The organism is Mycobacterium sp. Soil_C_30 (assembly GCF_057656995.1).
In genome coordinates, this window is the sequence record NZ_JBDGJH010000024.1 from 26321 (window position 1) to 47999 (window position 21679).

At 67.2% G+C, this 21679-nt stretch carries 22 protein-coding genes; 15 read left to right on the forward strand and 7 right to left on the reverse strand.

The window, feature by feature from the left end:
- Positions 1 to 21 precede the first annotated feature (21 nt).
- From AC3A6P_RS30395 to AC3A6P_RS30410, 4 genes are all read left to right on the forward strand, one after another.
- Positions 22 to 696, forward strand: coding sequence for a TetR/AcrR family transcriptional regulator (locus AC3A6P_RS30395; RefSeq protein ID WP_487696099.1), 675 nt, complete (start codon positions 22 to 24; stop codon positions 694 to 696).
- Between the two features lie 59 nt (positions 697 to 755).
- Positions 756 to 2066: a citrate synthase gene (locus AC3A6P_RS30400; RefSeq protein WP_487696100.1), complete on the forward strand. Its 1311-nt coding sequence runs from the start codon at positions 756 to 758 to the stop codon at positions 2064 to 2066.
- A gap of 126 nt (positions 2067 to 2192) precedes the next feature.
- A complete protein-coding gene (locus tag AC3A6P_RS30405; RefSeq protein WP_487696101.1) occupies positions 2193 to 3653 on the forward strand; it encodes an MFS transporter in 1461 nt (486 codons plus the stop codon).
- Entirely contained in the window at positions 3643 to 4059 is a 417-nt protein-coding gene (locus AC3A6P_RS30410; protein WP_487696102.1) for a MarR family winged helix-turn-helix transcriptional regulator, read from the forward strand. Before AC3A6P_RS30405 ends, AC3A6P_RS30410 begins: the two co-directional genes overlap by 11 nt.
- Here the strand turns inward: AC3A6P_RS30410 and AC3A6P_RS30415 are convergent, their stop codons facing one another.
- The 3 genes from AC3A6P_RS30415 to AC3A6P_RS30425 are packed head-to-tail and all read right to left on the reverse strand — an operon-like array spanning position 4060 to position 7546.
- Positions 4060 to 5460 (reverse strand): HNH endonuclease, encoded by a 1401-nt coding sequence (locus AC3A6P_RS30415; protein WP_487696103.1) that lies wholly within the window; start codon positions 5458 to 5460, stop codon positions 4060 to 4062. It lies immediately after the preceding gene.
- A gap of 37 nt (positions 5461 to 5497) precedes the next feature.
- Positions 5498 to 7042, reverse strand: a complete 1545-nt coding sequence (locus AC3A6P_RS30420; protein WP_487696104.1) for a phytoene desaturase family protein — start codon at positions 7040 to 7042, stop codon at positions 5498 to 5500.
- A gap of 24 nt (positions 7043 to 7066) precedes the next feature.
- Positions 7067 to 7546, reverse strand: a complete 480-nt coding sequence (locus tag AC3A6P_RS30425; RefSeq protein ID WP_487696105.1) for a hypothetical protein — start codon at positions 7544 to 7546, stop codon at positions 7067 to 7069.
- Positions 7547 to 7733: 187 nt separating this feature from the next.
- On the opposite strand from AC3A6P_RS30425, the gene AC3A6P_RS30430 reads away from it, so the two are divergent.
- Genes AC3A6P_RS30430 through AC3A6P_RS30455 form a run of 6 tightly spaced genes read left to right on the forward strand, consistent with a single transcriptional unit; the run spans position 7734 to position 11038 of the window.
- Positions 7734 to 8414, forward strand: a complete 681-nt coding sequence (locus AC3A6P_RS30430; RefSeq protein WP_487696106.1) for an MspA family porin — start codon at positions 7734 to 7736, stop codon at positions 8412 to 8414.
- A complete protein-coding gene (locus AC3A6P_RS30435) occupies positions 8411 to 9052 on the forward strand; it encodes an MspA family porin (protein ID WP_487696107.1) in 642 nt (213 codons plus the stop codon). The genes AC3A6P_RS30430 and AC3A6P_RS30435 overlap by 4 nt, the downstream gene beginning before the upstream one ends.
- A gap of 6 nt (positions 9053 to 9058) precedes the next feature.
- Complete coding sequence (locus tag AC3A6P_RS30440; RefSeq protein ID WP_487696108.1) at positions 9059 to 9580, forward strand: hypothetical protein; 522 nt, start codon at positions 9059 to 9061, stop codon at positions 9578 to 9580.
- A gap of 10 nt (positions 9581 to 9590) precedes the next feature.
- Positions 9591 to 10424, forward strand: a complete 834-nt coding sequence (locus AC3A6P_RS30445; protein WP_487696109.1) for a hypothetical protein — start codon at positions 9591 to 9593, stop codon at positions 10422 to 10424.
- Entirely contained in the window at positions 10421 to 10732 is a 312-nt protein-coding gene (locus tag AC3A6P_RS30450; RefSeq protein WP_487696110.1) for a hypothetical protein, read from the forward strand. The genes AC3A6P_RS30445 and AC3A6P_RS30450 overlap by 4 nt, the downstream gene beginning before the upstream one ends.
- Before the next feature lie 9 nt (positions 10733 to 10741).
- Positions 10742 to 11038 (forward strand): hypothetical protein, encoded by a 297-nt coding sequence (locus tag AC3A6P_RS30455; RefSeq protein WP_487696111.1) that lies wholly within the window; start codon positions 10742 to 10744, stop codon positions 11036 to 11038.
- Here AC3A6P_RS30455 and AC3A6P_RS30460 read toward each other — a convergent pair whose 3' ends face one another.
- On the reverse strand, positions 11039 to 11287 hold the full coding sequence (locus AC3A6P_RS30460; RefSeq protein ID WP_487696112.1) for a DUF2630 family protein: 249 nt from the start codon (positions 11285 to 11287) through the stop codon (positions 11039 to 11041).
- 36 nt (positions 11288 to 11323) lie between these two features.
- Here AC3A6P_RS30460 and AC3A6P_RS30465 point away from each other — a divergent pair, with 36 nt between their 5' ends.
- Entirely contained in the window at positions 11324 to 12061 is a 738-nt protein-coding gene (locus AC3A6P_RS30465; protein WP_487696113.1) for an SDR family oxidoreductase, read from the forward strand.
- Between the two features lie 10 nt (positions 12062 to 12071).
- Entirely contained in the window at positions 12072 to 12434 is a 363-nt protein-coding gene (locus AC3A6P_RS30470) for an FKBP-type peptidyl-prolyl cis-trans isomerase (protein ID WP_487696114.1), read from the forward strand.
- A 4-nt stretch (positions 12435 to 12438) separates the two neighbouring features.
- Here the strand turns inward: AC3A6P_RS30470 and AC3A6P_RS30475 are convergent, their stop codons facing one another.
- From AC3A6P_RS30475 to prrA, 3 genes are read right to left on the reverse strand one after another with little or no spacing between them, the layout of a single operon-like run.
- Positions 12439 to 13644 (reverse strand): sensor domain-containing phosphodiesterase, encoded by a 1206-nt coding sequence (locus AC3A6P_RS30475; protein ID WP_487696115.1) that lies wholly within the window; start codon positions 13642 to 13644, stop codon positions 12439 to 12441.
- Positions 13641 to 14990, reverse strand: a complete 1350-nt coding sequence (locus AC3A6P_RS30480) for a HAMP domain-containing sensor histidine kinase (protein WP_487696183.1) — start codon at positions 14988 to 14990, stop codon at positions 13641 to 13643. The genes AC3A6P_RS30475 and AC3A6P_RS30480 overlap by 4 nt, the downstream gene beginning before the upstream one ends.
- Positions 14991 to 14994: 4 nt before the next feature.
- Positions 14995 to 15705: a two-component system response regulator PrrA gene (gene prrA / locus AC3A6P_RS30485; RefSeq protein WP_487696116.1), complete on the reverse strand. Its 711-nt coding sequence runs from the start codon at positions 15703 to 15705 to the stop codon at positions 14995 to 14997.
- A gap of 99 nt (positions 15706 to 15804) precedes the next feature.
- Here prrA and AC3A6P_RS30490 point away from each other — a divergent pair, with 99 nt between their 5' ends.
- From AC3A6P_RS30490 to AC3A6P_RS30500, 3 genes are all read left to right on the forward strand, one after another.
- Positions 15805 to 17679, forward strand: a complete 1875-nt coding sequence (locus tag AC3A6P_RS30490; RefSeq protein WP_487696117.1) for an ABC transporter ATP-binding protein — start codon at positions 15805 to 15807, stop codon at positions 17677 to 17679.
- 116 nt (positions 17680 to 17795) lie between these two features.
- Positions 17796 to 19715 carry an ABC transporter ATP-binding protein gene (locus AC3A6P_RS30495; protein ID WP_487696118.1) on the forward strand — a complete coding sequence of 640 codons (1920 nt, stop codon included), beginning with the start codon at positions 17796 to 17798 and terminating at the stop codon, positions 19713 to 19715.
- Positions 19712 to 21553 carry an ABC transporter ATP-binding protein gene (locus AC3A6P_RS30500; RefSeq protein WP_487696119.1) on the forward strand — a complete coding sequence of 614 codons (1842 nt, stop codon included), beginning with the start codon at positions 19712 to 19714 and terminating at the stop codon, positions 21551 to 21553. The genes AC3A6P_RS30495 and AC3A6P_RS30500 overlap by 4 nt, the downstream gene beginning before the upstream one ends.
- Positions 21554 to 21679: the final 126 nt, after the last annotated feature.

Here is a 21679-nt window from a genome sequence, read left to right on the forward strand (position 1 = left end):
CCCGCGGCTAGCATTCGTGGTGTGGCAGATGGCGCCGCGGACAGAGTCCCCGGCTTGCGGGAACGCAAGAAGATCCGCACCCGGTCCACGTTGGTCGATGTGGCCGTCGAGCTGTGCTTGCAGCAGGGCTATGACAACACCACGGTGGAACAGATCGCCGATGCGGCGGAGGTGTCTCCTCGCACGTTCAGCCGGTACTTCCCCACCAAAGACGCGGTGATCACGGCGATCGTCGAGGACGTCGCCTGCTTCGTGGCCGCCGAGCTGGCCGTTCAGCCCAGCGACATCACCGAGTACGAGGCGCTGTGGCGGGCGCATCTCGCGGTGATCGATGACCCGGCCAGCTTCAAGAGGATGGCGGCGCTGATCGAGATCGTGAACTCCTCGGCCAGTCTGGCGATGGCCAGCATTCCGTTCCGTCCCGAGCCGGACCGTTTTCCCACCGTGGTCCAGACCGCCAAGCGGATGGGTCTGTCCACCGACCACGAGGCGGTGCACGTGGTGGTCGGGAGCTGGACGGTGGTGATGAACACCGCGTGTTACGGACTGGGGACACCGGGGCAGCCGCCCATCGAACCCGAGATCGTCGGCGCCCGTATCACCGCGGCGTACCAGACGTTCGTACGGACTTGGCAGCCTTGGGAACCGACTTCGCAACCGGGCCAACCGCCCCCCGCAGGCACGGCTCAACGCTAGCGACTACCTTTTAGGGGCAGACAGCGTAGTCGCTGCCGCCGAGCGCAGAAGGGGATCTTGTGGCCGACAGTAATTCCCAGGCTTCATCTCAGGACACCGCCACTCTCCGGTACCCGGGCGGGGAGATCGACCTGGAGATCGTGCACGCGACCGACGGTGACGATGGCATCGCACTCGGGTCGTTGTTGGCAAAGACGGGCTACACGACCTTCGACGGCGGGTTCGTCAACACCGCGTCGACGAAGTCGGCGATCACCTACATCGACGGCGACGCCGGCATCCTGCGCTACCGCGGTATCCCGATCGAGCAGCTGGCGGAGAAGTCGACATTCATCGAGGTCAGCTATCTGCTGATCTACGGCGAACTGCCCACCCCGGAACAGCTGGAGAATTTCGCCACGCAGATCCAGCGGCACACCCTGCTGCACGAGGATCTCAAGCGATTCTTCGACGGATTCCCCCGCAACGCGCATCCCATGCCGGTGCTCTCCAGCGCGGTCAACGCGTTGAGTGCCTACTACCAGGACTCCCTGGATCCGTTCGATCCCAAGCAGGTCGAGCTGTCCACCATCCGGCTGCTGGCCAAGCTGCCCACCATCGCCGCCTACGCCTACAAGAAGTCCGAGGGGCAGCCGTTCCTGTACCCGGACAACTCGTTGACGCTGGTGGAGAACTTCCTGCGCATGACGTTCGGGTTCCCGGCCGAGCCCTACGAGGTGGACCCGGAGATCGTCCGCGCCCTCGACATGCTGTTCATCCTGCATGCCGATCACGAGCAGAACTGCTCCACCTCGACGGTGCGCCTGGTCGGCAGCTCGCAGGCCAACCTGTTCACCTCGATCTCCGGCGGTATCAACGCACTGTGGGGCCCGCTGCACGGCGGCGCCAACCAGGCCGTGTTGGAGATGCTGTCGAAGATCCGCGACGGCGGCGACGATGTTCAGACCTTCGTCAAGAAGGTGAAGAACCGCGAAGACGGCGTGAAGCTGATGGGCTTCGGGCACCGCGTGTACAAGAACTACGACCCGCGCGCCCGCATCGTCAAAGAGCAGGCCGACAAGATCCTGGGCAAGATCGGCGTCAAGGACGAGCTCCTGGACATCGCCAAGGAACTCGAGGAGATCGCGCTCACCGACGACTTCTTCATCGAGCGCAAGCTCTACCCGAACGTCGACTACTACACCGGCGTGATCTACCGGGCCATGGGCTTCCCCACCCGCATGTTCACCGTCCTGTTCGCTCTCGGCCGGCTGCCCGGCTGGATCGCACACTGGCGGGAGATGCACGGCGAGCCCAACAAGATCGGCCGTCCGCGCCAGATCTACACCGGCTACACCGAACGTGACTACATCACGATGGACCAGCGCTGACCAATCACCGCCGAGCGCGCGTGTCTGTACATCCAGACGCGGCGTGTCACGTACCAACGCGTGCGCTCGTGCCGCGCTGACCTGGCATGTTTGCGCCAGCAACAGTTGTAGATACACAATAATTGTGTGAATCCAACTGTTGTCGGGCAGCTCAGTGGCCGCCGCAAGGCGATCATCCTCTTCTCCTGCTGCCTGAGCCTGCTGATCGTGTCGATGGACGCGACGATCGTCAACGTCGCGCTCCCGACCATCCGCACCGATCTCGACGCCTCTGCGTCGCAGTTGCAGTGGGTCATCGACATCTACACCCTGGTGCTCGCGTCGCTGCTGCTGTTGTCCGGCGCGACCGGCGACAGGTTCGGCCGGCGCACCGTCTTCCAGATCGGGCTGGCGGCATTCGCGCTCGGCTCGCTGCTCTGCAGCCTCGCGCCGAACATCGAGATGCTGATCGCGGCCCGGCTGGTGCAGGCGATCGGCGGGTCGATGCTCAATCCCGTCGCGATGTCCATCATCACCAACGTCTTCACCGGCAAGGTGGAACGCGCGCGGGCAATCGGCATGTGGGGCGGGGTGGTGGGCATCTCCATGGCGCTGGGCCCGACGGTCGGCGGTGCGCTGATCGAGTACGTCGACTGGCGCGCGGTGTTCTGGGTCAACCTGCCGGTATGTGCGCTGGCACTGGTTCTCACCGCGATCTTCGTACCGCAGAGCAAGTCGGCGACCATGCGTGATCTCGACCCCATCGGACAGGTGTTGGGCGCGGCGTTCCTGTTCGGCATCGTCTTCGTGCTCATCGAGGGCCCGGGACTGGGCTGGGGTCATCCCGTCACGGTCTCGGTGCTGGCCGCCACGGTGGTGGCATTCGTCGCGTTCCTGCGATTCGAATCCCGCCGCCATGACCCGTTCATCGATCTTCGCTTCTTCCGCAGCATTCCCTTCGCCTCCGCCACGGCCATCGCGGTGTCCGCGTTCGCCTCATGGGGTGCGTTCCTGTTCATGATGGCGCTGTATCTGCAGGGATTCCGCGGCTTCACCGCGCTGGAGACGGGCCTGCTTTACCTGCCGATCGCCATTGGCGCGCTGATCTTTTCGCCGTTGTCTGGGCGCATCGTCGGGCGGTTCGGCCCGCGGCCGTCACTGCTGGCGTCGGGGACGTTGTTGACGACGGCAGCGGTGCTGCTGACGTTCCTCGACGTGGACACCCCGATCTGGGCGGTGCTGGTGATCTTCGCCGTCTTCGGTATCGGCTTCTCGGTGGTGAACGCTCCGATCACCAACACCGCGGTCAGCGGCATGCCGTTGGACCGTGCCGGTGCGGCTTCGGCGGTGGCGTCGACAAGCCGGCAGGTCGGAGTGAGTGTGGGTGTGGCGCTGTGTGGTTCGGTCGCCGGAGCTGCGCTGGCCTCATCGACTGTCGACTTCAGCGACGCCGCACGGCCGCTGTGGTTCGTGGTGGCCGGGTTCGGTGTCACCATCTTCACGTTGGGACTGTTCTCGACGTCGAAGCGGGCGATGCGTTCCGCCGAGCGGGTAGCCCCGTTGATCGCCGGGACGTCTCCAGACCAGGGGAGGGTGCATGCCGCGTAACGACGCTGACGAGGTCTGGAAAGACCTGCTGCGCTTCGTCTTCGACAACCGCGACACGTGGCGACGCGCCGTGGTCGAGGTGTCCGGACTGCCGTTCTCCCGGATCCGGATCATCAAACGCCTGGTCCGCTCACCGCTCACGGTCAAGCAGGTCGCCGAACACGCCATCATGGACGCCCCGGCGGCAACCGTGGCCGTCAACGACCTGGAAGCCCGCGGGTTGGTCACGCGCGAGGTCGACCCGTCGAACCGCCGCTCGAAACTGGTCTCCCTGACCGACCAGGGCCGGGCGGTGGTCGCAGCCATCGACGCTGTCGAAGACCCGGCACCCGAAGCTCTTTCGGCCTTGGACCAAACCGATCTCACGGCGCTGCGGCGGATCGTCGACAAACTCGCCGGCGGCTAGTCAGCTGGCTGCAGGTCGTTGGTAGGGGGTGTACCACCACCATTGGGCACGCTCCCCGGTGGGGCCGGGGCAGGGTGGGATGGCGGTAGGGGTACTGGTGGGTGTGACAGTGGGTGGTCGGGCCAGTGAGCGGTTGGTGAGTCGGCGCCCGAAGGCATCGGTGACCACCAGGCGGCTGGCGGGTCCGGTAATCGTGATCAGACCGCGGTGATGCGCCCGGTGGTGGTACGGGCAGACCAGGCAAAGGTTTTCGAGTTCGGTGGGGCCGCCGTCCTCCCAGTGCCGGATGTGATGGGCATGCAGCCCGCAGGTGGCGCCGCAGCCGGGGACCACGCAGGTGCCGCGGTCGCGGTGCTCGAGTGCTCGGCGTAGCCGGCGGCTGATCGTGCGGGTCTCGCGCCCGGATCCGATGACCTGACCGTCGCGTTCGAACCACACCTCGCACGTCGCGTCGCACAGCAGGTACTTGCGGTCGTCATCAGAGAGCAGCGGGCCCACATGTAGTCCGGCGATGCGGGATTCGAGGTCAAGGTGGACGACGACGGTGGTGCGGTGCCCGTGCGGGCGGGCCGCGACGTCGGCGTCCCAGCCCGCCCGGACGAGGCTCATGAATCCGTCGACAGGGACGGGGAACGGCGGAGTGGTCTCGGTGGTGTTGTCGGCGTGGTCGCGTTTCCACTCGGCAACTAGGGCGTCGCGGTGGGAGTCCAGGGCGGCCTGGAATTCTGCGGCTTCGTGGTGGGGCAAGGTGATGTGCCAGGTGGCCGATTCGTCGTCGCTGGTCTGGTTGATCGACCGCTTGGATTGCCGGCGTGGCGGGTCCGGTCGTGACTCGGGCTCGGGCTGGGGTTCCGGTTCGGGTGCAGGCTCGGATGGCGCCCCTTCCTTCATTTCCCAGGGCGCTGGCTTGAGCTCCCAGGGTTCTTTTTCGTACTCGGGTTCCGGCTCGGGTGGCGGTTCGAGGGTGGGTGTGGGTGGGGTTTCCAGCTTCACCGCGTGGCGGATCTGGGTGACGGTGGCGTACGGGATCAGCTGGGCGTAGTGGTCATCGGAGCCGTCGGCGGCGCGTTCGGCGATGACCCCCACTTGATCCAGGGACACCCGCCCTTCGCGCAGCATGTCCGTGCAGTGCGTGAACTCGTCGCGCCGTTGGGCGATGGCGGTGATGATTTCGGCGTTGCGGGGAGAGACCCCGAGTTTCCAGGCCACCAGTGCTGGTATGGACAGGGCGCCGGTCATCCCCGCCAGGCCGTCGCGGTCGATTTCGGCGATGATGTCCACGATGCGGCCGTCGATGGCGTTGCGCTGCCCGGTCAACTCCGCGGCCTCGTCGAACAACACGTCGAGCCGCTCCTTGGGTGACACCTCCGGAGCAGCGAAAGATGTTGCGTTCGAGGACATGCCAACATCCTCGCAGAGGGGTACGACAAATTTTCGGCTACCGGCTCTCCAGCACTGCCATGGCCGCATTGTGGCCACCGATTCCCGAAACCGCGCCGCCGCGTCGAGATCCAGACCCGCACATCAAGATTCGCTCGTGCGCGGTGGCGACGCCCCAGCGTCGCGCAGGTGTGTCCAGCGGATCGTCGTCCTCGGCGAACGGCCAGCTCAATGCGCCGTGAAAGATGTGGCCCGCCGTCATCCCCAGCGTCGCCTCAAGGTCGGCAGTTGTCTTGGCCTCCACGCATGGCCGGCCGTTACCGTCGGTGAGCAACACGTCCTGGATAGGTTCGGCCAGAACGGAATTCAACGACGCCAACGCAGCGTCGGTGAGTCGATCCCGCATCCGATCGAGATCTGCCCCGGCCAGCAGTGTGTGCGGTGTGTGCAACCCGAAGACCGTCAAGGTCTGGGCGCCGGTGGCCCGTAGTTCCGGTGACAGGATGGACGGATCGGTCAGGGAGTGACAATAGATTTCGCATGGCAGCGGATCGGGAATCTCCCCGCCGGCCGCGCGGGCGTAGGCGGCGCCCAGTTGGTTCCACGTCTCGTTGATGTGAAACGTGCCGCCGAATGCCTGCTCCGCGGTCACCGACGAATCACGCAACCGCGGCAGCCGCTTCAGCAGGAGGTTGACCTTGATCTGCGCCCCCGGCGCCGCTTCGGGGGCGGGTTCGCCCAGCAGCCCCGCCAACACCGTCGGGGTGACGTTCGCGAGGACGAATCCCGCTCGGACGCTGGCACTCTGCTCGCCCGTGCGATAGCTCACCACACCGTCCGGGGATACCGCGTCGACGTCGACGCCGGTGACGATCTGCGCCCCTAACCCGGCTGCTGCCGTCGCCAGCGCGCCCGTCACCGCGCCCATTCCGCCGATGGGCACGTCCCACTCGCCGGTACCTCCGCCGAGCAGGTGGTACAGCAGACAGATGTTCTGCGGCAGCGACTCGTCGTCGAGATCGGCGAATGTGCCGATCAGTGCGTCGGTGGCGACCACCCCGCGCACCAGATCGTTGAGAACCGCATCCCGGATCGCGACGCCCGCCGGTTGGTCGATCAGCGCCTCCCATGCCGCGGAGTCGCCCACCAGCTGCCGTGCCTGGGTGCGGGTCGGTAACGGCTTCAACATTGTGGGCCAGAGCTTTTCGGTGACCATGCGCGCCCGACGATAGAACTCGTCGAAACCCGGGGCGTCGGCTTCGGCGCCCACGGCGGCGAAGGTGGACTGCGGCCCGATCAGCAGACCGGTCCGACCGCCGGTGGCCGGGTCAGGGGTGTAGGAGGAGTACCGGCGTCGGGCCAGACGGATCGAGGCCCCCAGGTCCTCGATGAGGCGTTTCGGCAGCAGACTGACCAGATACGAGTACCGCGACAGTCGGGCATCCACACCGGGGAACGCCTGCGCGGACACCGCGGCGCCGCCCACGTGGTCCTGACGCTCCAGAACCGTGACCTGCAGCCCGGCACGCGCCAGATACGCCGCGGCGGTCAGGCCGTTGTGCCCGCCGCCGACGATCACGACGTCACGATGCGGTTGTGTCATCCGACCAGTGTCCGCTGCCGGACCTCAGGCGCGCGTCCCGGCCGCCGCGCACGCCGCCTGCGCCGCTTCCGTGTGCGCGTTGAGGCTGGTGGCCGCGGTGTTGAAACGGTCGACGTCGGAACGCAGGCCCATCAGCAGCATCAGCTTGGTGGCGCCCATCGACCAGGCCCGCATCGGCGCCGAGACCTCCGGAGCCACGCCGGGCGTACGGGAGGCGTTCAGCGCGGTGGTGACGGCCAGGCGCAGCCCGGTCCGTCCGGACACATTGCTGGCCCGCAGTGTCGCGTCGTCGTAGGTCTCGCCGAGCGCGAGCCCGTTGGCGAAGTCGGTGTAACTGAGCGAGGCCATGTCCAGGGCGGTCGCGAACTGAGTGCAGGCGGCCACGGCCTCGGGGCTGGGTGCCGGTTCCGCCGACGCGAGCGGGCTGAGCACCATCGCAACAGCACACCCGGCAATGAACGCGGCGGGAACGAGCTTGATGGGAGCCTCCGACCTTCGATGCATATGTCGCTCACTGACGATCGAGGGCGACGGCGTCGAAGCGCTGAATTCCGTGTGAACGTCCCGTTCCCGGAGGGAAACGAGTCTGCGACGGCGGTTGGCCTCGCACTATTCTCCGGCTGTTTGCTGTTCGGACATTTACCACCTCGATGATTTCAGGCGAATCGAAGCCAGGAGAGGCGTTTCTTACATGCGGATTCGCGGGACGGCCATGGTGTTGGCTGCGCTTTCAGTGGCGCTGTGCACCCCGACACAGGCGATTGCGGAGCCGGTGCTCGACCCGCAGCCGGTCGCCGACGCGGCACCGCCGCCGCCTCCTCCGCCCAACGGAGCCATTGCTCCCGCGGCCGCCGGCTACCTCCAGACGCCCGACGGGTGGGAGCTGACGGTGGCAGGCAACGACGAGACCCGGGTTGCGGTGGCGCCGCTGACGACGGCGCTGACGTCGCGGGAGTATCTGGTCGGCGGCACGTTCACCGGCACGGTCGCCGGTGAAGGTCCCACTGCACTCAAGGGTGGTTCGTTGGTGGTCGGGTACCGGATCGGTTGCGGTATCGTGGGCGGCCCCGTGGAGATGCTCGGATCTGTCGGCGCCACACCGACTTTCGGGTCGAATGCCGTGATCGGAGCGGTGCAGTTCCCGGTCAACGGCCAAATCAAGATCAACCTCAGGCCGGGCACCGTCACCACAGTGCCGGTGGGGCAGAAGGACTACAAGGGCAAAGAGGCGCGGGTGACGGTGACCGGGTTCCGCGTCAGGGTCGACGGGTGTGTCGGCCAGTCCTTCATCCAGTCCTACGCGACGTTCAAGAGTTCGAGTGCCGACACCGATGACATCGTGACCTACGCGGGACAGGTGACCGTCGTATGATCCGCCGCATCACCGCGGCCGCGTCGGCAGCGCTGATCGCTTTCACCGCAGTTCCTTCGGCGGCCGCCGAACCTGTTCCCGACGTGGCGCCGCCCAACGGCGCGGTCGCCTCGGAACCGCCGGGTTTCGTCGTCACGCCTGACGGCTGGGAGCTCAGCGTCGGAGCACAGGACGAGACCCAGTTGGCCATCGCACCGCTGACCACGGCGGCATCGTCGCGCGAGTACCTGGTCGGTGGCACCTTCACCGGCACAATCAAGGGTGACGGGAGTGCACCCGTGCAGGGCGGCACCCTCGAGGTCGGTTACCAGATCGGTTGCGGTATCGAACTGAACGTCGTGAAACTCAACGGCTCGGTCGGATTCCAGCCCAGCGTCGGGCCGTTGGGGCTGGGCAACACCAACATCCCGGTGACCGCACAGATGGAGGTGTTCCCGCAGCCGGGTGAAGTGATCACCTCGACGGTGACCACCAAGAGCTTCGAGGGCACGGCGCCGCGCGTCACGCTCAAGGACATCCACATCAAGATCGACGGCTGCATCGGCCAGTCGTTCCTACGGTCCTATGCGATCCTCACCAGCTCGACCGAGACCGCCGACGACATCGTCGCCTACTACGGCGTCGCCATGGTGGTGTGACGCCCGATGACTAGAGTAGTCGTCAAATTCGTTGCGCTTGGCGCATTGTGGGTGGCAGCCGCGATGTCATCGATCGGGGCCGCCGGTGCCGAACCCCCACCGCCGCCACCCAACCCGCCGCCTCCGCCGGCGTCGCCGTTGTTCCCGCTGGCGCAGGCCGGTGCCCCGGTGTCGGTCGGGGGTCTGCCCGCACCGCCGGATCTGTCCGGCCAGACCGTCAGTGAATACGTGCTCGGCCAGCACGCGGTGCCATCGGCGCCGGGCTCGGGCGTACCGGCCACCGCGCCGAACCTCAACCCGTGGAACAACCAGTACCTGTTGCCGCAGAACGTGATTCCGGCCGCGCCCGGCGAAGGTCAGATCGTCGGTGTCGAGCCCGGCCAGGAGAACGCGAACATCTCCAGCATCGACTACCTCAAGCGCCTGGTTGACACTTACCGCGCCGGCGGGCTGGAGGGCGCGTTGCTGGGGCAGAACCCGGTCGAAGGTGTCGGCAAGCCGTTGCCCACAGAGCCACCACAGCAGTAGGAGAAAGACCTTGCGCGCAACCACTTTCATCCGCCCCGCATTGTCCGCGGCGGTGACGGCCTGCCTGGTGCTGCCGGTGAGCGAGTCCCGCCCCGCCGAAGAGCCCGTGCCCGTCGCGTATCGTCCGAATGTGGCACTGACCGCATCGAGTGCCACTCTGCCTCCGCCGCTGACTGTGGTGTATCGGCGTGCGGTGGAACCGGTTTCGACGCCGGCGCCCAGGGTGATCGCAGCCGCCGCCGCCCCCGACGACGATATCGACGCCGACGGCGTAGGCGACACGCCGGCCACACCGCTGACACCGATCGACTTTGTGGATGCCCTCGCCGCGGCGGGCTATCTGCTGGTCGCCGGACCACTGCTGGTGGTCAGCATTCCGCTGCAACTGATCAGCGGGCAGTCCGACGCGGTGATCACGTCGCTCAACGATCTGATCTCGGCCGCCAACACCATCCTCAAGTTGGTGGGCCGGTCTATCCCACCCATCCCGACGCCCTCGTCGGGTGACGTCGCCGCCGGCCCGGTGGAGGAGGTCGATGACCCTGGGCTCGACGACACCGATATCGATGACGCCGATATCGACGACACCGATTTCGAGGACGCTGATGTCGCGGACAGGGCCGCCGTGGAGGCTGAACCGGAGCCCGAGACCAGCGACGAGCAGGACGAGAAGCCCAAGGACACCGAAGACATCAACGACACCGAAGACACCGAGGAGCCTGACGTCACCGAGGAGCCTGACGTCACCGAGGAGCCTGACGTCACCGACGAGACCGACTCCGACAAGACCGACACCTCGGAAAGCGAAGTATCCGACGCGGATTCGGGTACCGAGGCCGAGTGACACGATCACGCACGCTCTGGACACTCGCCGCCACGGTGACCGCCGCCCTGATCGTCGCCCCGCCGGCAGGCGCCGAGCCCACACCCACCACCACAACACCCCTGCCCACCCCGCCGATGGCCGGGACGCAGGCGCCGATGGACGCCATCGAGACGCTCGGCAAGCAGGGTTATGACGTGGAGATCGAGTGGGTCAGCGGATATCCGTCGAATATCCCGCTCAAGTACTGCACTGTGACGAATATCGATGTCCATGCGGCCCCACTGGCCTACATCATGATCAGCTGTCCGCCGGACACCTCGCAGTAAGGAACAGACATGTTGCGTGCTCCATGGTTCATCGCGTCCAGCATGGCGGTCGCCTTGGTGGTCAGCGCGCCGATTGCGCTTGCCGAGCCCACGCCCGCCCTGCCCGCGCCGCCGGAAGCCGGCACCGAATCACCGGGTGACACCGTGCGCACCCTGACCAGTCAGGGTTACGACGTCAAGGTCCAGTGGACCGCCGGGGAGCCGTCGGACATCCCGCTGTCGGAATGCACCGTGACGAACATCGACGTCCACGCGTCGCCGCTGGCCTACGTCATGGTGAACTGCCCGGCCGACGGCTCGCAGTAGTCAGTTCAGGTAACCCTCGACCTCATTGGCCGGCCGCACCTGCGCTGATGCGGGGTCGCCACCGGATTCGCGCAGTGCGCGCCGCTGCCGCAGCAGGTCCCAGCACTGATCGAGCTGGACCTCGACCGCCCGCAACCGCTGGTGCTCCTCGGACTCGTCGATTTCGTGCTGCTGCAACTTGTCCCGCAGCTCCTTCTCCTCGGCGACGAGCTTGTTCACTTCGGCGAGGATGTCCTGGTCTTTGGCCACCTGACCAGTGTGCCTGACAGCGGCGAGAATACGCAGATGCAATCTCAGCACCGCAGCGCCGTCGTCACGGGTGCGTCCAGCGGTATCGGTCTGGCCGTCGCTCACGTTCTGCGGCAGGAGGGGTTCGCGCTCACCGTGGTCGGGCGCGATGCCGACAAGCTGGACCGGGCCGTCGCCGGGCTGACCGAGAAGCCGGGACCACCGGTGCAGGCCGCCGCCGGCTCATTGGCCGACGAACGTTTTCTCGATGACGTCGTCGCCCGTCATGGCGCGGCGTTCGGCGCGCTGGACGTGCTGATGAACAACGCCGGCATCTCCGGTCATCGACCGGTCGGTGAGATCACCGCCGGTTTTCTCGACGAGCAGTGGGCGGTGAACCTGCGCGCCCCGATCCTGCTGACCGCCAAGAGTCTGCCGTTGCTCGTGAAGGCCGTGGCGCTGCGCGGCACCGCCCAGGTGATCAGCACGGCCTCCAACGCCGGTAAACGCGGCGAGGCCACGTTGGCGTCCTATTCGGCGACCAAGGCCGGGGTGGTGGCATTCACCGAGGCGCTGCACGACGAACTCGCCGCGTCGGGGATCCGGGCCACGGTCATCTGTCCCGGCGTCGTCGACACCCCGATGGCGCAGCCGTACGGAATCCCCACAAAGCAGATGATCGCGCCCACCGACGTCGCCGAAGTGGTGCGGATGACCACCCGGCTGTCGCCGGCCTGCATCGTGCCCGAGGTCGTATTGCTCAGACCCACCGAATGGCTGCAGACACCACAGTAGGGTGAGGCCGGTGAGCACAAAACCGGAGATCGAATTCCCTGACGGCCCCGCGCCGAGCCAGCTCGTGATCGAAGACCTGGTGGTCGGCGAGGGTGCCGAAGCCGTGCCGGGCGCCAACGTCGAGGTGCACTACGTCGGCGTGGAGTACGACACCGGTGAGGAGTTCGACAGCTCCTGGAACCGTGGCCAGTCGATCGAGTTCCCACTGCGGGGCCTCATCCAGGGCTGGCAGGACGGCATCCCCGGCATGAAGGTCGGCGGCCGCCGCAAGCTGACCATCCCGCCGGAGCAGGCCTACGGCCCCGCCGGCGGCGGACATCGGCTGTCGGGCAAGACCCTGATCTTCGTGATCGACCTGTTGGGCACCCGCTAGAGCGCTACCGGATCCGGCCCAGCATGTTGTGGGCCGTCTCGCTCACCAGTTGGCGGTCGTAGGTGACGAGGAAATCGAAGCGGCGATCTCCGTCCGGCGTGTGACTGGTGTTGCCCGGATGTTCCCTGGCGATCAGCGCGGCCGCGGTGTGGGGTCCCAGGGCCACCACCGTCCACTCCAGACACATGGGATCGTCGCTGCCCAACGCCACCCCGCGCAGACCCGCGTCGGGTTCGGCGACCATGTGCTCGCCGAACACCGCCACCAGCGGAGACCGCTCGGCGAGCGCTCGGTAGCGCCGCCTCGTGGCGGGGCTCAGATGCTCTGAGCGTTGCAGGGCCACCAGCATGATGGGTGGATCCGCCGCGCGCTGGGCCTGTGCCTCGATGTGCCGGGACAACGCGAGCACGGTTTCCTTGCGCGCCGTTCGCACCCGGCGGTGCCCGTCCACGAGCGCAAACGGTGAGTCCGCTGCGAGTCTGGCGGGCTGGCCGGCCCCGTACCGCGACGCCCACGAACCACCGGTGATGGCGTCGGGCAGTGCCGCCGGGGCGCCGAACCGGTAGCCCTGGCCGAGTTGGGCGCCCACGGCGAGAGCCTGTTCGAGGTGCGCGTCGGTTTCGATTCCTTCGGCGAGGATCACCGAGCCCGTGCGCTCGTGATGGGCCAGGACGGCCGACAACGTCTGGGCCTGCCGGAAGTCCGGCTGTGACTGCACAAGTGCCAGATCCAGTTTCATCACATCGGGGGAGATGACGTCGAGCAGCGCCGAGGAATCGGGATGAGCGCCGATGTCGTCCAACGCGATCAGATGACCGTCGGCGCGCAGGGCCGCCACCTTCTTCAACAGGAGATGCGGCTGCACCAGCATGCTGCGTTCGGTGATCTCGAACATCACCTGCAGATGGTCCTTGGCGGGTGTCACTGGCCGGTAGGTGCTGGCCGGTTCGCAGTTGACCGACAGCAATGCTCCGTCCGGCAGCGTCGACCGCAAGGCCTGCTCGATCGAGATCGTGATGCACATCTGGTCGAGCTGGTCGACGTCGCCGTGCTCACGCGCGTGCGCGAACACCGCGGCGGGCCCCAGGGCGGCGGCCTGCGGCCAACGGGCCAGCGCCTCGAACCCGACCACCGCCTCATCGGGCAGCGACACGATGGGCTGGAACGCGGGCACCATGCCCACACCGCGGGCGGCGGCTTCGATGCTCACCGGGTCGTCGGTCCCGGCCCGGGCAACCGCAGCATCAGGCGGGTGCCGCCCAGGGGGCTGGACTCCAAGGTGGCTGTGCCGCCGTGCAATTGGGCCTGCTGGGCGACGAGCGCCAGGCCCAGTCCGGAGCCGGAGTGCGACGCGGTGGAACCGCGGGCGAATCGCTCGAAGAGCTGCTCGCGTTCCTCCTCCGGGATTCCCACCCCGTCGTCGTCGACGGCGATCTCGACGCCGGCGCGGGAACTGACCGCCGACAGCTGCACGTGTGTGGCAATGCCGTGTTTGACAGCATTGGCGATGGCGTTGTCGACGGCCAGGCGCAGGCCGGCGGGCAGCCCGACGATGATGACGGTCGGCGCGGGCACCAGCGACACCTCGAGGTCGGGATAGATGCGCATCGCGTCGTGGGCGGCCCGGTCCAGCAGTTCGGTGATGTCGACGGTGGTGTGGTCGTCGGAGGTCGACAGTTCGCCCTGCGCAAGGCGTTCCAGCGCCCACAGCGTGGCTTCGATCCGCGACTGGGTGCGAACCACGTCGCCCAGCACCTCTTTGCGTTGTTCATCGGGCAGATCCAGGGTGGTCAGCACTTCGAGGTTGGTGCGCATCGCGGTCAACGGGGTGCGCAGTTCGTGGGAGGACACCGCGGCGAAGTCGCGTGCCGACGCCAGCGCCTCCTTGGTGCGGTCCTGCTCTTTCCACAACCGTTGCACCATGCCGCGCATGGCCTCGGCGATCTCGACGGCTTCACTGGCGCCGCGCACCTCGATCTCGGGGGCCGCGTCGCCGGCGTCGACCGTCCGGGTCTGCTGAGCCAGCCGCTTGAGCGGCCGCACCGCGAACGCCGCGAGCAGCCACCCGAGCAGCGCGGCGGCGCTGATGGCGAAACCACAGATCAGCAGCACCCGCCGGTGCAGGTTGTTGGTGTCGGTGATGGTGTCGTCGTAGGTGGCACCCACCGCGACCGACATGGGGCCGGCGGGGCCGGCCATCTCGACCGTGCGGACCCGGTAGCGCACACCACCGATCTCGGTGTCGGCGTAGTCGGTGTCCAACTGCGGCAGGATCACGTTGGTGTTCGATTTCACCTCGCCGCCACGGCGCACGGTGATCACCGCGTCGGCGTCGTTGGGGGAGCGGGGGATCTCGGCGAGCCCGCGCGGCAGGAACGGGATGGCGAATCCGGCGGCCTCGTCGAGGCGCCGGTCCAGTCGTTCCTTGCGGTCGTTGGTGATGCCCACCCAGACGATGGCGCCGACGATCGTCACGACGATCGCGGCGCCGATGGCTGTCGCGAAGGCCACCCTGGTGCGCAGCGAGGGCGTCCGAGTGAGGATCCGCGACAGCACGGTGTCACTGCGTCCTGAGGACGAACCCCACGCCCCGAACGGTGTGCAGCAGGCGCGGGGCGCCACCGGCTTCGAGTTTGCGCCGAAGGTATCCGATGAAGACGTCGACGACGTTGGTGTCGGCGGCGAAGTCGTAACCCCACACCAGCTCCAACAGCTGGGCTCGGGACAGCACCGCGGTCTTGTGTTCGGCCAGGACCGCCAGCAGGTCGAACTCGCGTTTCGTCAGATCGACGTCCACACCGTTGACCCGCGCGCGCCGGCCCGGGATGTCGACCTCCAGCGGGCCCACCGAAATGGTCTCCGAGGAGAACGTCGCCGTGGCGCCGCGGCGACGCAACAGCGCTTTCACCCGCGCCACCAGTTCCGCCAGCACAAAAGGTTTCACCAGGTAGTCGTCGGCGCCGGCTTCCAGGCCGGCCACCCGGTCGTCGACCGAGCTGCGGGCCGAGAGCACACACACCGGCACGTCGTTGTCCATTGCCCGTAGTGCGGTCACCACGCTCACCCCGTCGAGGACGGGCATGTTGATGTCGAGCACGATCGCATCGGGGCGGGTTTCGGTGGCGCTGCGCAGTGCCTCGGCGCCGTCGACGGCGGTCGAGACCTCGAATCCGGACAACCGCAGCCCGCGTTCCAGCGAAGCGAGCACGTCGGCATCGTCGTCAACCACCAAGACCCGGGGTGAGGCCGATCCACTGTCCATGCCCGACATCTTGCCTGATCGAGTCCTGTGTGTCGGGAAGGCGCGTTGGCAACCTTCCTGACGGGAAGCTTTTGACCTGAACAATAGTTGAGGTCCTACGGTGGATTCATGAGCATCGAGACCGTAGCCCGGCACACGCTGTACCGGCAGATCAAGTCAGATCGTGCTGACCTGCGCGCACTGGCCGATACCTCGCTGCTCAGACGCATCTGGACGTTCTCGGCCCGGCACCACCGCCGATTGGGCCTGTTCGTCGCGATCAGCGTGGTCAGTGCGCTGCTGACGGTGGCCACCCCGCTGCTGGCCGGGCGCGTGGTCGACGAGATCGTGCACGGCGGCGCCGCCCGCGTGATCGTCATCCTGGCGCTGGTGATCGCCGCGGTGGCGGTGGCCGAAGCGGGGATCGCGATGGTGACCCGCTGGCTGTCGTCGACCATCGGTGAGGGTTTGATCCTGGATCTGCGCACCGCGGTGTTCGATCACGTGCAGCGCATGCCGGTGGCCTTCTTCACCCGCACCCGCACCGGGGCGCTGGTCAGCCGCCTCGGCAACGACGTCATCGGCGCGCAGCGCGCTTTCTCCGACACGCTGTCCGGCGTCGTCACCAACGTGGTGACGCTGACCCTGACATTGGTGGTGATGCTCGGGATCTCCTGGCAGATCACGTTGCTGTCGCTGGTGTTGATGCCGTTGTTCCTCATGCCTGCGCGCCGGATCGGCCGCACCATGGCCCGGCTGAGCCGGGAGAGCGCCATCCACAACGCCACCATGAACACCCAGATGACCGAGCGGTTCTCCGCTCCGGGGGCGACGCTGATCAAGCTGTTCGGCAATCCCGCCAGCGAATCCGGGGAGTTCGCCGCCCGGGCCGGCCGGGTGCGCGATATCGGCGTCAAGACCGCGATGCTGCAGGCCACGTTCATGAACTCGCTGACGTTGATGTCGGCGCTGGCACTGGCGCTGGTGTACGGCCTGGGCGGGGTGCTGGCGATCGGCGGTGCACTGCAGGCCGGTGCCATCGTGTCGCTGGCGCTGCTGCTGACCCGTCTTTATGCCCCACTGACCGCACTTGCCAACGCCCACGTCGAGATCGCGTCGGCGCTCGTGAGCTTCGAGCGGGTGTTCGAGGTGCTGGACCTGGTTCCGCTGATCCAGGAGAAACCCGACGCCCGCCCCGTTCCCGACGGCGGGGTGTCCGTCCATTTCGACGACGTGCGGTTCAGCTATCCGTCCGCGGACAAGGTGTCGTTGGCCTCGCTGGAGGAGGTCGCCGTGCTGGACGACCGCGGCGGTGCCGAGGTACTGCACGGCGTCTCGTTCCGCGCCGAGCCCGGTCAGATGATTGCGCTGGTCGGGTCTTCGGGTGCGGGCAAGTCGACCATCGCGTCCCTGCTGGCCCGCCTGTACGACGTCGACTCCGGCGCCGTCCGGTTGGCCGGGGTCGACGTGCGTGACCTGACCGCGCAGTCCCTGCGGGACACCGTCGGGCTGGTCACCCAGGACGGGCACCTGTTCCACGAGACCATCGGTGCGAATCTGCGGCTGGCCAACCCCGGGGCCACCGACGCCGAACTGTGGGCCGCGCTGCGCCGGGCCCGGCTGGACGACGTGGTGGCCGACATGCCCGACGGGCTCGACACGGTGGTCGGTGAACGCGGGTACCGCCTCTCCGGTGGTCAGCGGCAGCGCTTGACCATCGCCCGGCTGCTGCTCGGCAAGTCCCGGGTGGTGGTTCTCGACGAGGCCACGGCCGCACTGGACTCTTCATCGGAAGTGGCTGTGCAGCAGGCGCTCTCGGAGGCACTGGCCGGAAGGACGTCGCTGGTGATCGCGCACCGGCTGTCCACGGTGCGCGCGGCCGACCTGATCCTGGTCGTCGAAGACGGCCGCATCGTCGAACGCGGCACCCACGAGCGGTTGCTGGCACGGCGTGGCCGGTACGCCGAACTGTACGAAACGCAGTTCGGTCGACAGGCCGCTTGACCCGTTATTGATTAGACAAGCGTGGCAATCTGGAATGCGGGGGTCAGCACCGGTGTTCCTGTCGGCGGCGTGGTCTATGACTTGGAGTACGACACGAGACGAAAAGTGGTGATCTGATGCGCGCGCACGACGGGCTCCGCTCGGAACCGGCGATCGCGCCTGCCCCGGCCAGAGTTCGCTCCGCCTCGGATCTGCTGCGCCTGCTGCCGTACCTGAAGCCGTACAAGACGCGGTGGATCGCGATGATCCTCGTCGCGCTCGCCAGCCTGGTGGCCACCATCTCGATCCCGCTGATGACCAAGGCGGTCATCGACGGCCCGGTCCGGCAGCAAGACCAGCGGGGGCTGTGGATCCTCGGCACGGCCGCCCTCGGTGTGGGCATCACCGAGGCGGTGCTCTGGTTCATCCGCCGCTGGCTGGTCGCGCGCGCCACCATGGGTGTGGAAGCCGATATCCGCAAGGACCTGTATGCCCGGCTGCAGGTGCTGCCCATGTCGTTCCACACCCGCTGGCAGTCCGGCCAGCTGCTGTCCCGGGTGATGAACGACCTGTCGTCCATCCGCCGGTTCCTGTCGTTCGGGCTGGTGTTCCTGGTGCTCAACGCCATCCAGATCGTGGTCGTCACCGGCATCCTGCTGGCCGTGTACTGGCCGCTGGGTGCGGTGGTGGTGGCGTCCATCGTGCCCATCACGTTGACGGTGCTGCACTTCGAGCGCGAGTTCACCCGGTTGTCCCGGCTGGCCCAGGACCAGGCCGGCCACGTGGCCACCCACGTCGAGGAGGCCGCCCTCGGGGTGCGTGTGGTCAAGTCGTTCGGTCGCGAGCAGTACGTCTACGACCGGTTCGACGCCCAGGCCTCCAAGCTGTACGACACCCAGATCGCGAAAGTCGGGGTGTCCGCGAAGTTCTGGACGCTGCTGGAGATCATCCCGAACCTGACGCTGATCATCGTGCTCGGTTTCGGCGCCTACGCCGCCGGCACCGGGGCGGTCACCATGGGCACGCTCGTCGCGTTCATCACCATGATGCTGTCGCTGGTGTGGCCCATCGCCTCACTGGGTTTCCTGCTGTCGATGATGCAGGAGTCCTTCACCGCCTCAAACCGCATCGCCGAGATCTTCGATGCCCCCCGTGAGATCACCGACGGGCCCGAGGCCGACACTCCGCGCGGTGGCCGTCTCGAACTAGTAGACGTCGGTTTCCGGTTCCCCGACGCCGCCGACGACGACTGGGCGCTGCGTCATGTGAACCTCACCGTCGAACCGGGGCAGACCATGGCGCTGGTGGGTGCGACGGGCTCGGGCAAGTCGGTGCTGGCGGCGCTGCTGTCACGCCTCTACGACGTCACCGAGGGTGAGATCAGGGTCGACGGCACCGACATCCGCGAGCTGAGCCTGCCCGCGCTGCGGGAAGCGGTGGCCACGGCGTTCGAGGACCCGACGCTGTTCTCGATGTCGGTGGCCGAGAACCTCAAACTGGGCCGCCCCGACGCCTCTGAAGCCGACCTGTCCGAGGCCATCGACGTGGCCGCGGCGGGGTTCGTCTACGACCTGCCCTACAGCCTGGACACCCGCATCGGCGAGCAGGGCATGAGCCTGTCCGGCGGGCAGCGGCAACGGCTTTCCCTGGCTCGCGCCATCCTGGCCGGCCCGAAGATCCTGGTACTCGACGACACCCTGTCGGCGCTCGACGTCCACACCGAGGCGGCGGTCACCGACGCCTTGAGCCGGGTGCTCGTGTCGGTGACGGGCATCATCGTCGCCCACCGCGCGTCGACCGTGCTGCTGGCCGATCAGGTGGCGCTGCTGCAGAACGGCACGATCACCCACGTCGGTACCCACTCGGAACTGCTCGAGACGGTGCCGGCCTACCGGTACCTGCTGGCCGCCGATGACGAACTCGACGACGGCGCGGAACCCGAACCGGGCTGGACCGACGGACGTGCCGAACTCGAGCAGGAATACTGCGAACAGCATGCGACCGAAGACGCTTGCGCCGCACGCGAATTCGCCGGGATGGAAGGGGAGCGGCGATGACGGTCACCACCTCGCGCCAGAGTGCCGGGTGGCGCGGCCGCCTCGACGACCAGCAGGACGACAACCTGCCCATCGATGAGCAGCAGCCGCGGCGGCGCGAGGCCAAGGCGCTGTTGTTCGACCTGCTGCGCCCGTTCAAGACGGCGGTGCTGATCCTGGCCGTCGTCGTTGTCATCGAGAACGCCGCGCGGCTGACGGTGCCGCTGCTGATCCAGCGCGGTATCGACCACGGCATCCCGCCCATCGTCGACGGCGGCTCGGCACGCGAACTGATCCTGATCGTGGCCACCCTCTGCGCGGTGGTGCTGGTTCAGGCGATCAGCCGGATGTTCTTCCTGCGCCGGTCGGGGCGCATCGGCCAGAGTGCGTTGCTGGAACTGCGGCGGCGGATCTTCCGGCACTTCGGCCGCCTCGATGTCGCGTTCCACGACCGCTACACCTCCGGCCGGGTGGTCAGCCGTTCCACCAATGACGTCGACGCCATTCAGGAAATGCTGCAGAACGGCTTCGACAGCCTGATCACCGCGGTGCTGACGTTGTTCGGCACGGCGGTGCTGCTGGTGGTGCTCGACTGGCGGTTGGGTCTGATGTGCCTGGTCGCTTTCCCGATCCTGCTGTTGATGGCGGCCTGGTTCCGTTCGGAGTCGGCGAAGACCTACCGCGAGGTCCGCGAAAGCGCGGCACTGGTGATCGTGCAGTTCGTCGAGACCATGACGGGCATCAAGGCCGTACAGGCCTACCGTCGCGAGCAGCGCAACCAGGAGATCTTCGAAGAAGTCGCCGACCGGTACAAGGACATCAACGAGAAGACGTTCAAATTGCTGGCCGTCTTCATGCCAGGCGTCAAACTCGTCGGCAACCTCACCACCGGCGTGGTGCTGCTCTACGGCGGTTACCGCGTGCTGCACGGCGAGATGACCATCGGCACACTGGCCGCGTTCCTGCTGTATCTGCGGATGTTCTTCGAACCGATGCAGGAGATCACCCAGTTCTTCAACACCTTCCAGTCGGCGGCCGCCGCGCTGGAGAAGTTGGCCGGCGTGCTGGCCACCGCTCCCGCGATCGCCGACCCGGCCGCCCCTGCCCGGCTGGACCAGGTGCGCGGTGAGGTCGCGTTCCGGCACGTGGGCTTCGAGTACGTGCCGGGCCGGCCGGTGCTGCCCGATCTGGACCTCACGGTGCCCGCCGGGCAGACCGTTGCGCTCGTGGGCACCACCGGCGCGGGGAAGACCACCATCGCCAAACTCATCGCCCGGTTCTACGACCCCACCTCGGGCGCCGTCACTCTCGACAACACGGACCTGCGCCATCTCGACCAGAACGAACTGCGCAGGCACGTGGTGATGGTGACGCAGGAGAACTTCATGTTCGACGGCACCATCGCCGACAACATCCGTTTCGGTAAACCTCAGGCCACCGACGCCGAAGTGCGTGCCGCCGCCGAGGCCGTGGGCGCGGACAGGTTCATCACCGCGCTGCCGGACGGCTACGACACCGACGTCGCCAAGCGCGGCGGCCGGCTCTCGGCCGGCCAGCGTCAGCTGGTGGCGTTCGCGCGGGCCTTCCTCGCCGACCCCGCGGTGCTGATCCTCGACGAGGCCACCTCGTCGCTGGACATCCCCAGCGAGCGGATGGTGCAGCAGGCGCTGGAGACGGTGCTGGCCGACCGCACGGCCCTGGTGATCGCACACCGGCTCTCGACGGTGGAGGTCGCCGACCGGGTGCTGGTGCTCGAGCACGGCCGCATCATCGAGGACGGCCCGCCCGCCGAGTTGATCCGCGACACCGGCGGTCACTACGCCGCACTGCACCAGGCTTGGGTGCATTCGCTGGCCTGACTCGATCGAGCAGAAAATCTTCAGTCGTGGGTGTAGATATTCTCTCTCGCCAGGGGTAGAGTGGGCATTGTCGAAGAGAGAAGGGGCCAGAGGCACGGGAGATGACGAACTACCCGTGAGTTGAGG

Excerpts from the sequence above, each read along its gene's own strand:
- AC3A6P_RS30490 (WP_487696117.1), top strand. The coding sequence starts at position 15,805 with ATGAGCATCGAGACCGTAGCCCGGCACACGCTGTACCGGCAGATCAAG.
- AC3A6P_RS30425 (WP_487696105.1), bottom strand. The coding sequence starts at position 7,546 with ATGCATCGAAGGTCGGAGGCTCCCATCAAGCTCGTTCCCGCCGCGTTC.
- AC3A6P_RS30420 (WP_487696104.1), bottom strand. The coding sequence starts at position 7,042 with ATGACACAACCGCATCGTGACGTCGTGATCGTCGGCGGCGGGCACAAC.
- AC3A6P_RS30410 (WP_487696102.1), top strand. The coding sequence starts at position 3,643 with ATGCCGCGTAACGACGCTGACGAGGTCTGGAAAGACCTGCTGCGCTTC.
- AC3A6P_RS30440 (WP_487696108.1), top strand. The coding sequence starts at position 9,059 with ATGACTAGAGTAGTCGTCAAATTCGTTGCGCTTGGCGCATTGTGGGTG.
- AC3A6P_RS30430 (WP_487696106.1), top strand. The coding sequence starts at position 7,734 with ATGCGGATTCGCGGGACGGCCATGGTGTTGGCTGCGCTTTCAGTGGCG.
- AC3A6P_RS30465 (WP_487696113.1), top strand. The coding sequence starts at position 11,324 with ATGCAATCTCAGCACCGCAGCGCCGTCGTCACGGGTGCGTCCAGCGGT.
- AC3A6P_RS30500 (WP_487696119.1), top strand. The coding sequence starts at position 19,712 with ATGACGGTCACCACCTCGCGCCAGAGTGCCGGGTGGCGCGGCCGCCTC.
- AC3A6P_RS30455 (WP_487696111.1), top strand. The coding sequence starts at position 10,742 with ATGTTGCGTGCTCCATGGTTCATCGCGTCCAGCATGGCGGTCGCCTTG.
- prrA (WP_487696116.1), bottom strand. The coding sequence starts at position 15,705 with ATGTCGGGCATGGACAGTGGATCGGCCTCACCCCGGGTCTTGGTGGTT.
- AC3A6P_RS30495 (WP_487696118.1), top strand. The coding sequence starts at position 17,796 with ATGCGCGCGCACGACGGGCTCCGCTCGGAACCGGCGATCGCGCCTGCC.
- AC3A6P_RS30435 (WP_487696107.1), top strand. The coding sequence starts at position 8,411 with ATGATCCGCCGCATCACCGCGGCCGCGTCGGCAGCGCTGATCGCTTTC.
- AC3A6P_RS30415 (WP_487696103.1), bottom strand. The coding sequence starts at position 5,460 with ATGTCCTCGAACGCAACATCTTTCGCTGCTCCGGAGGTGTCACCCAAG.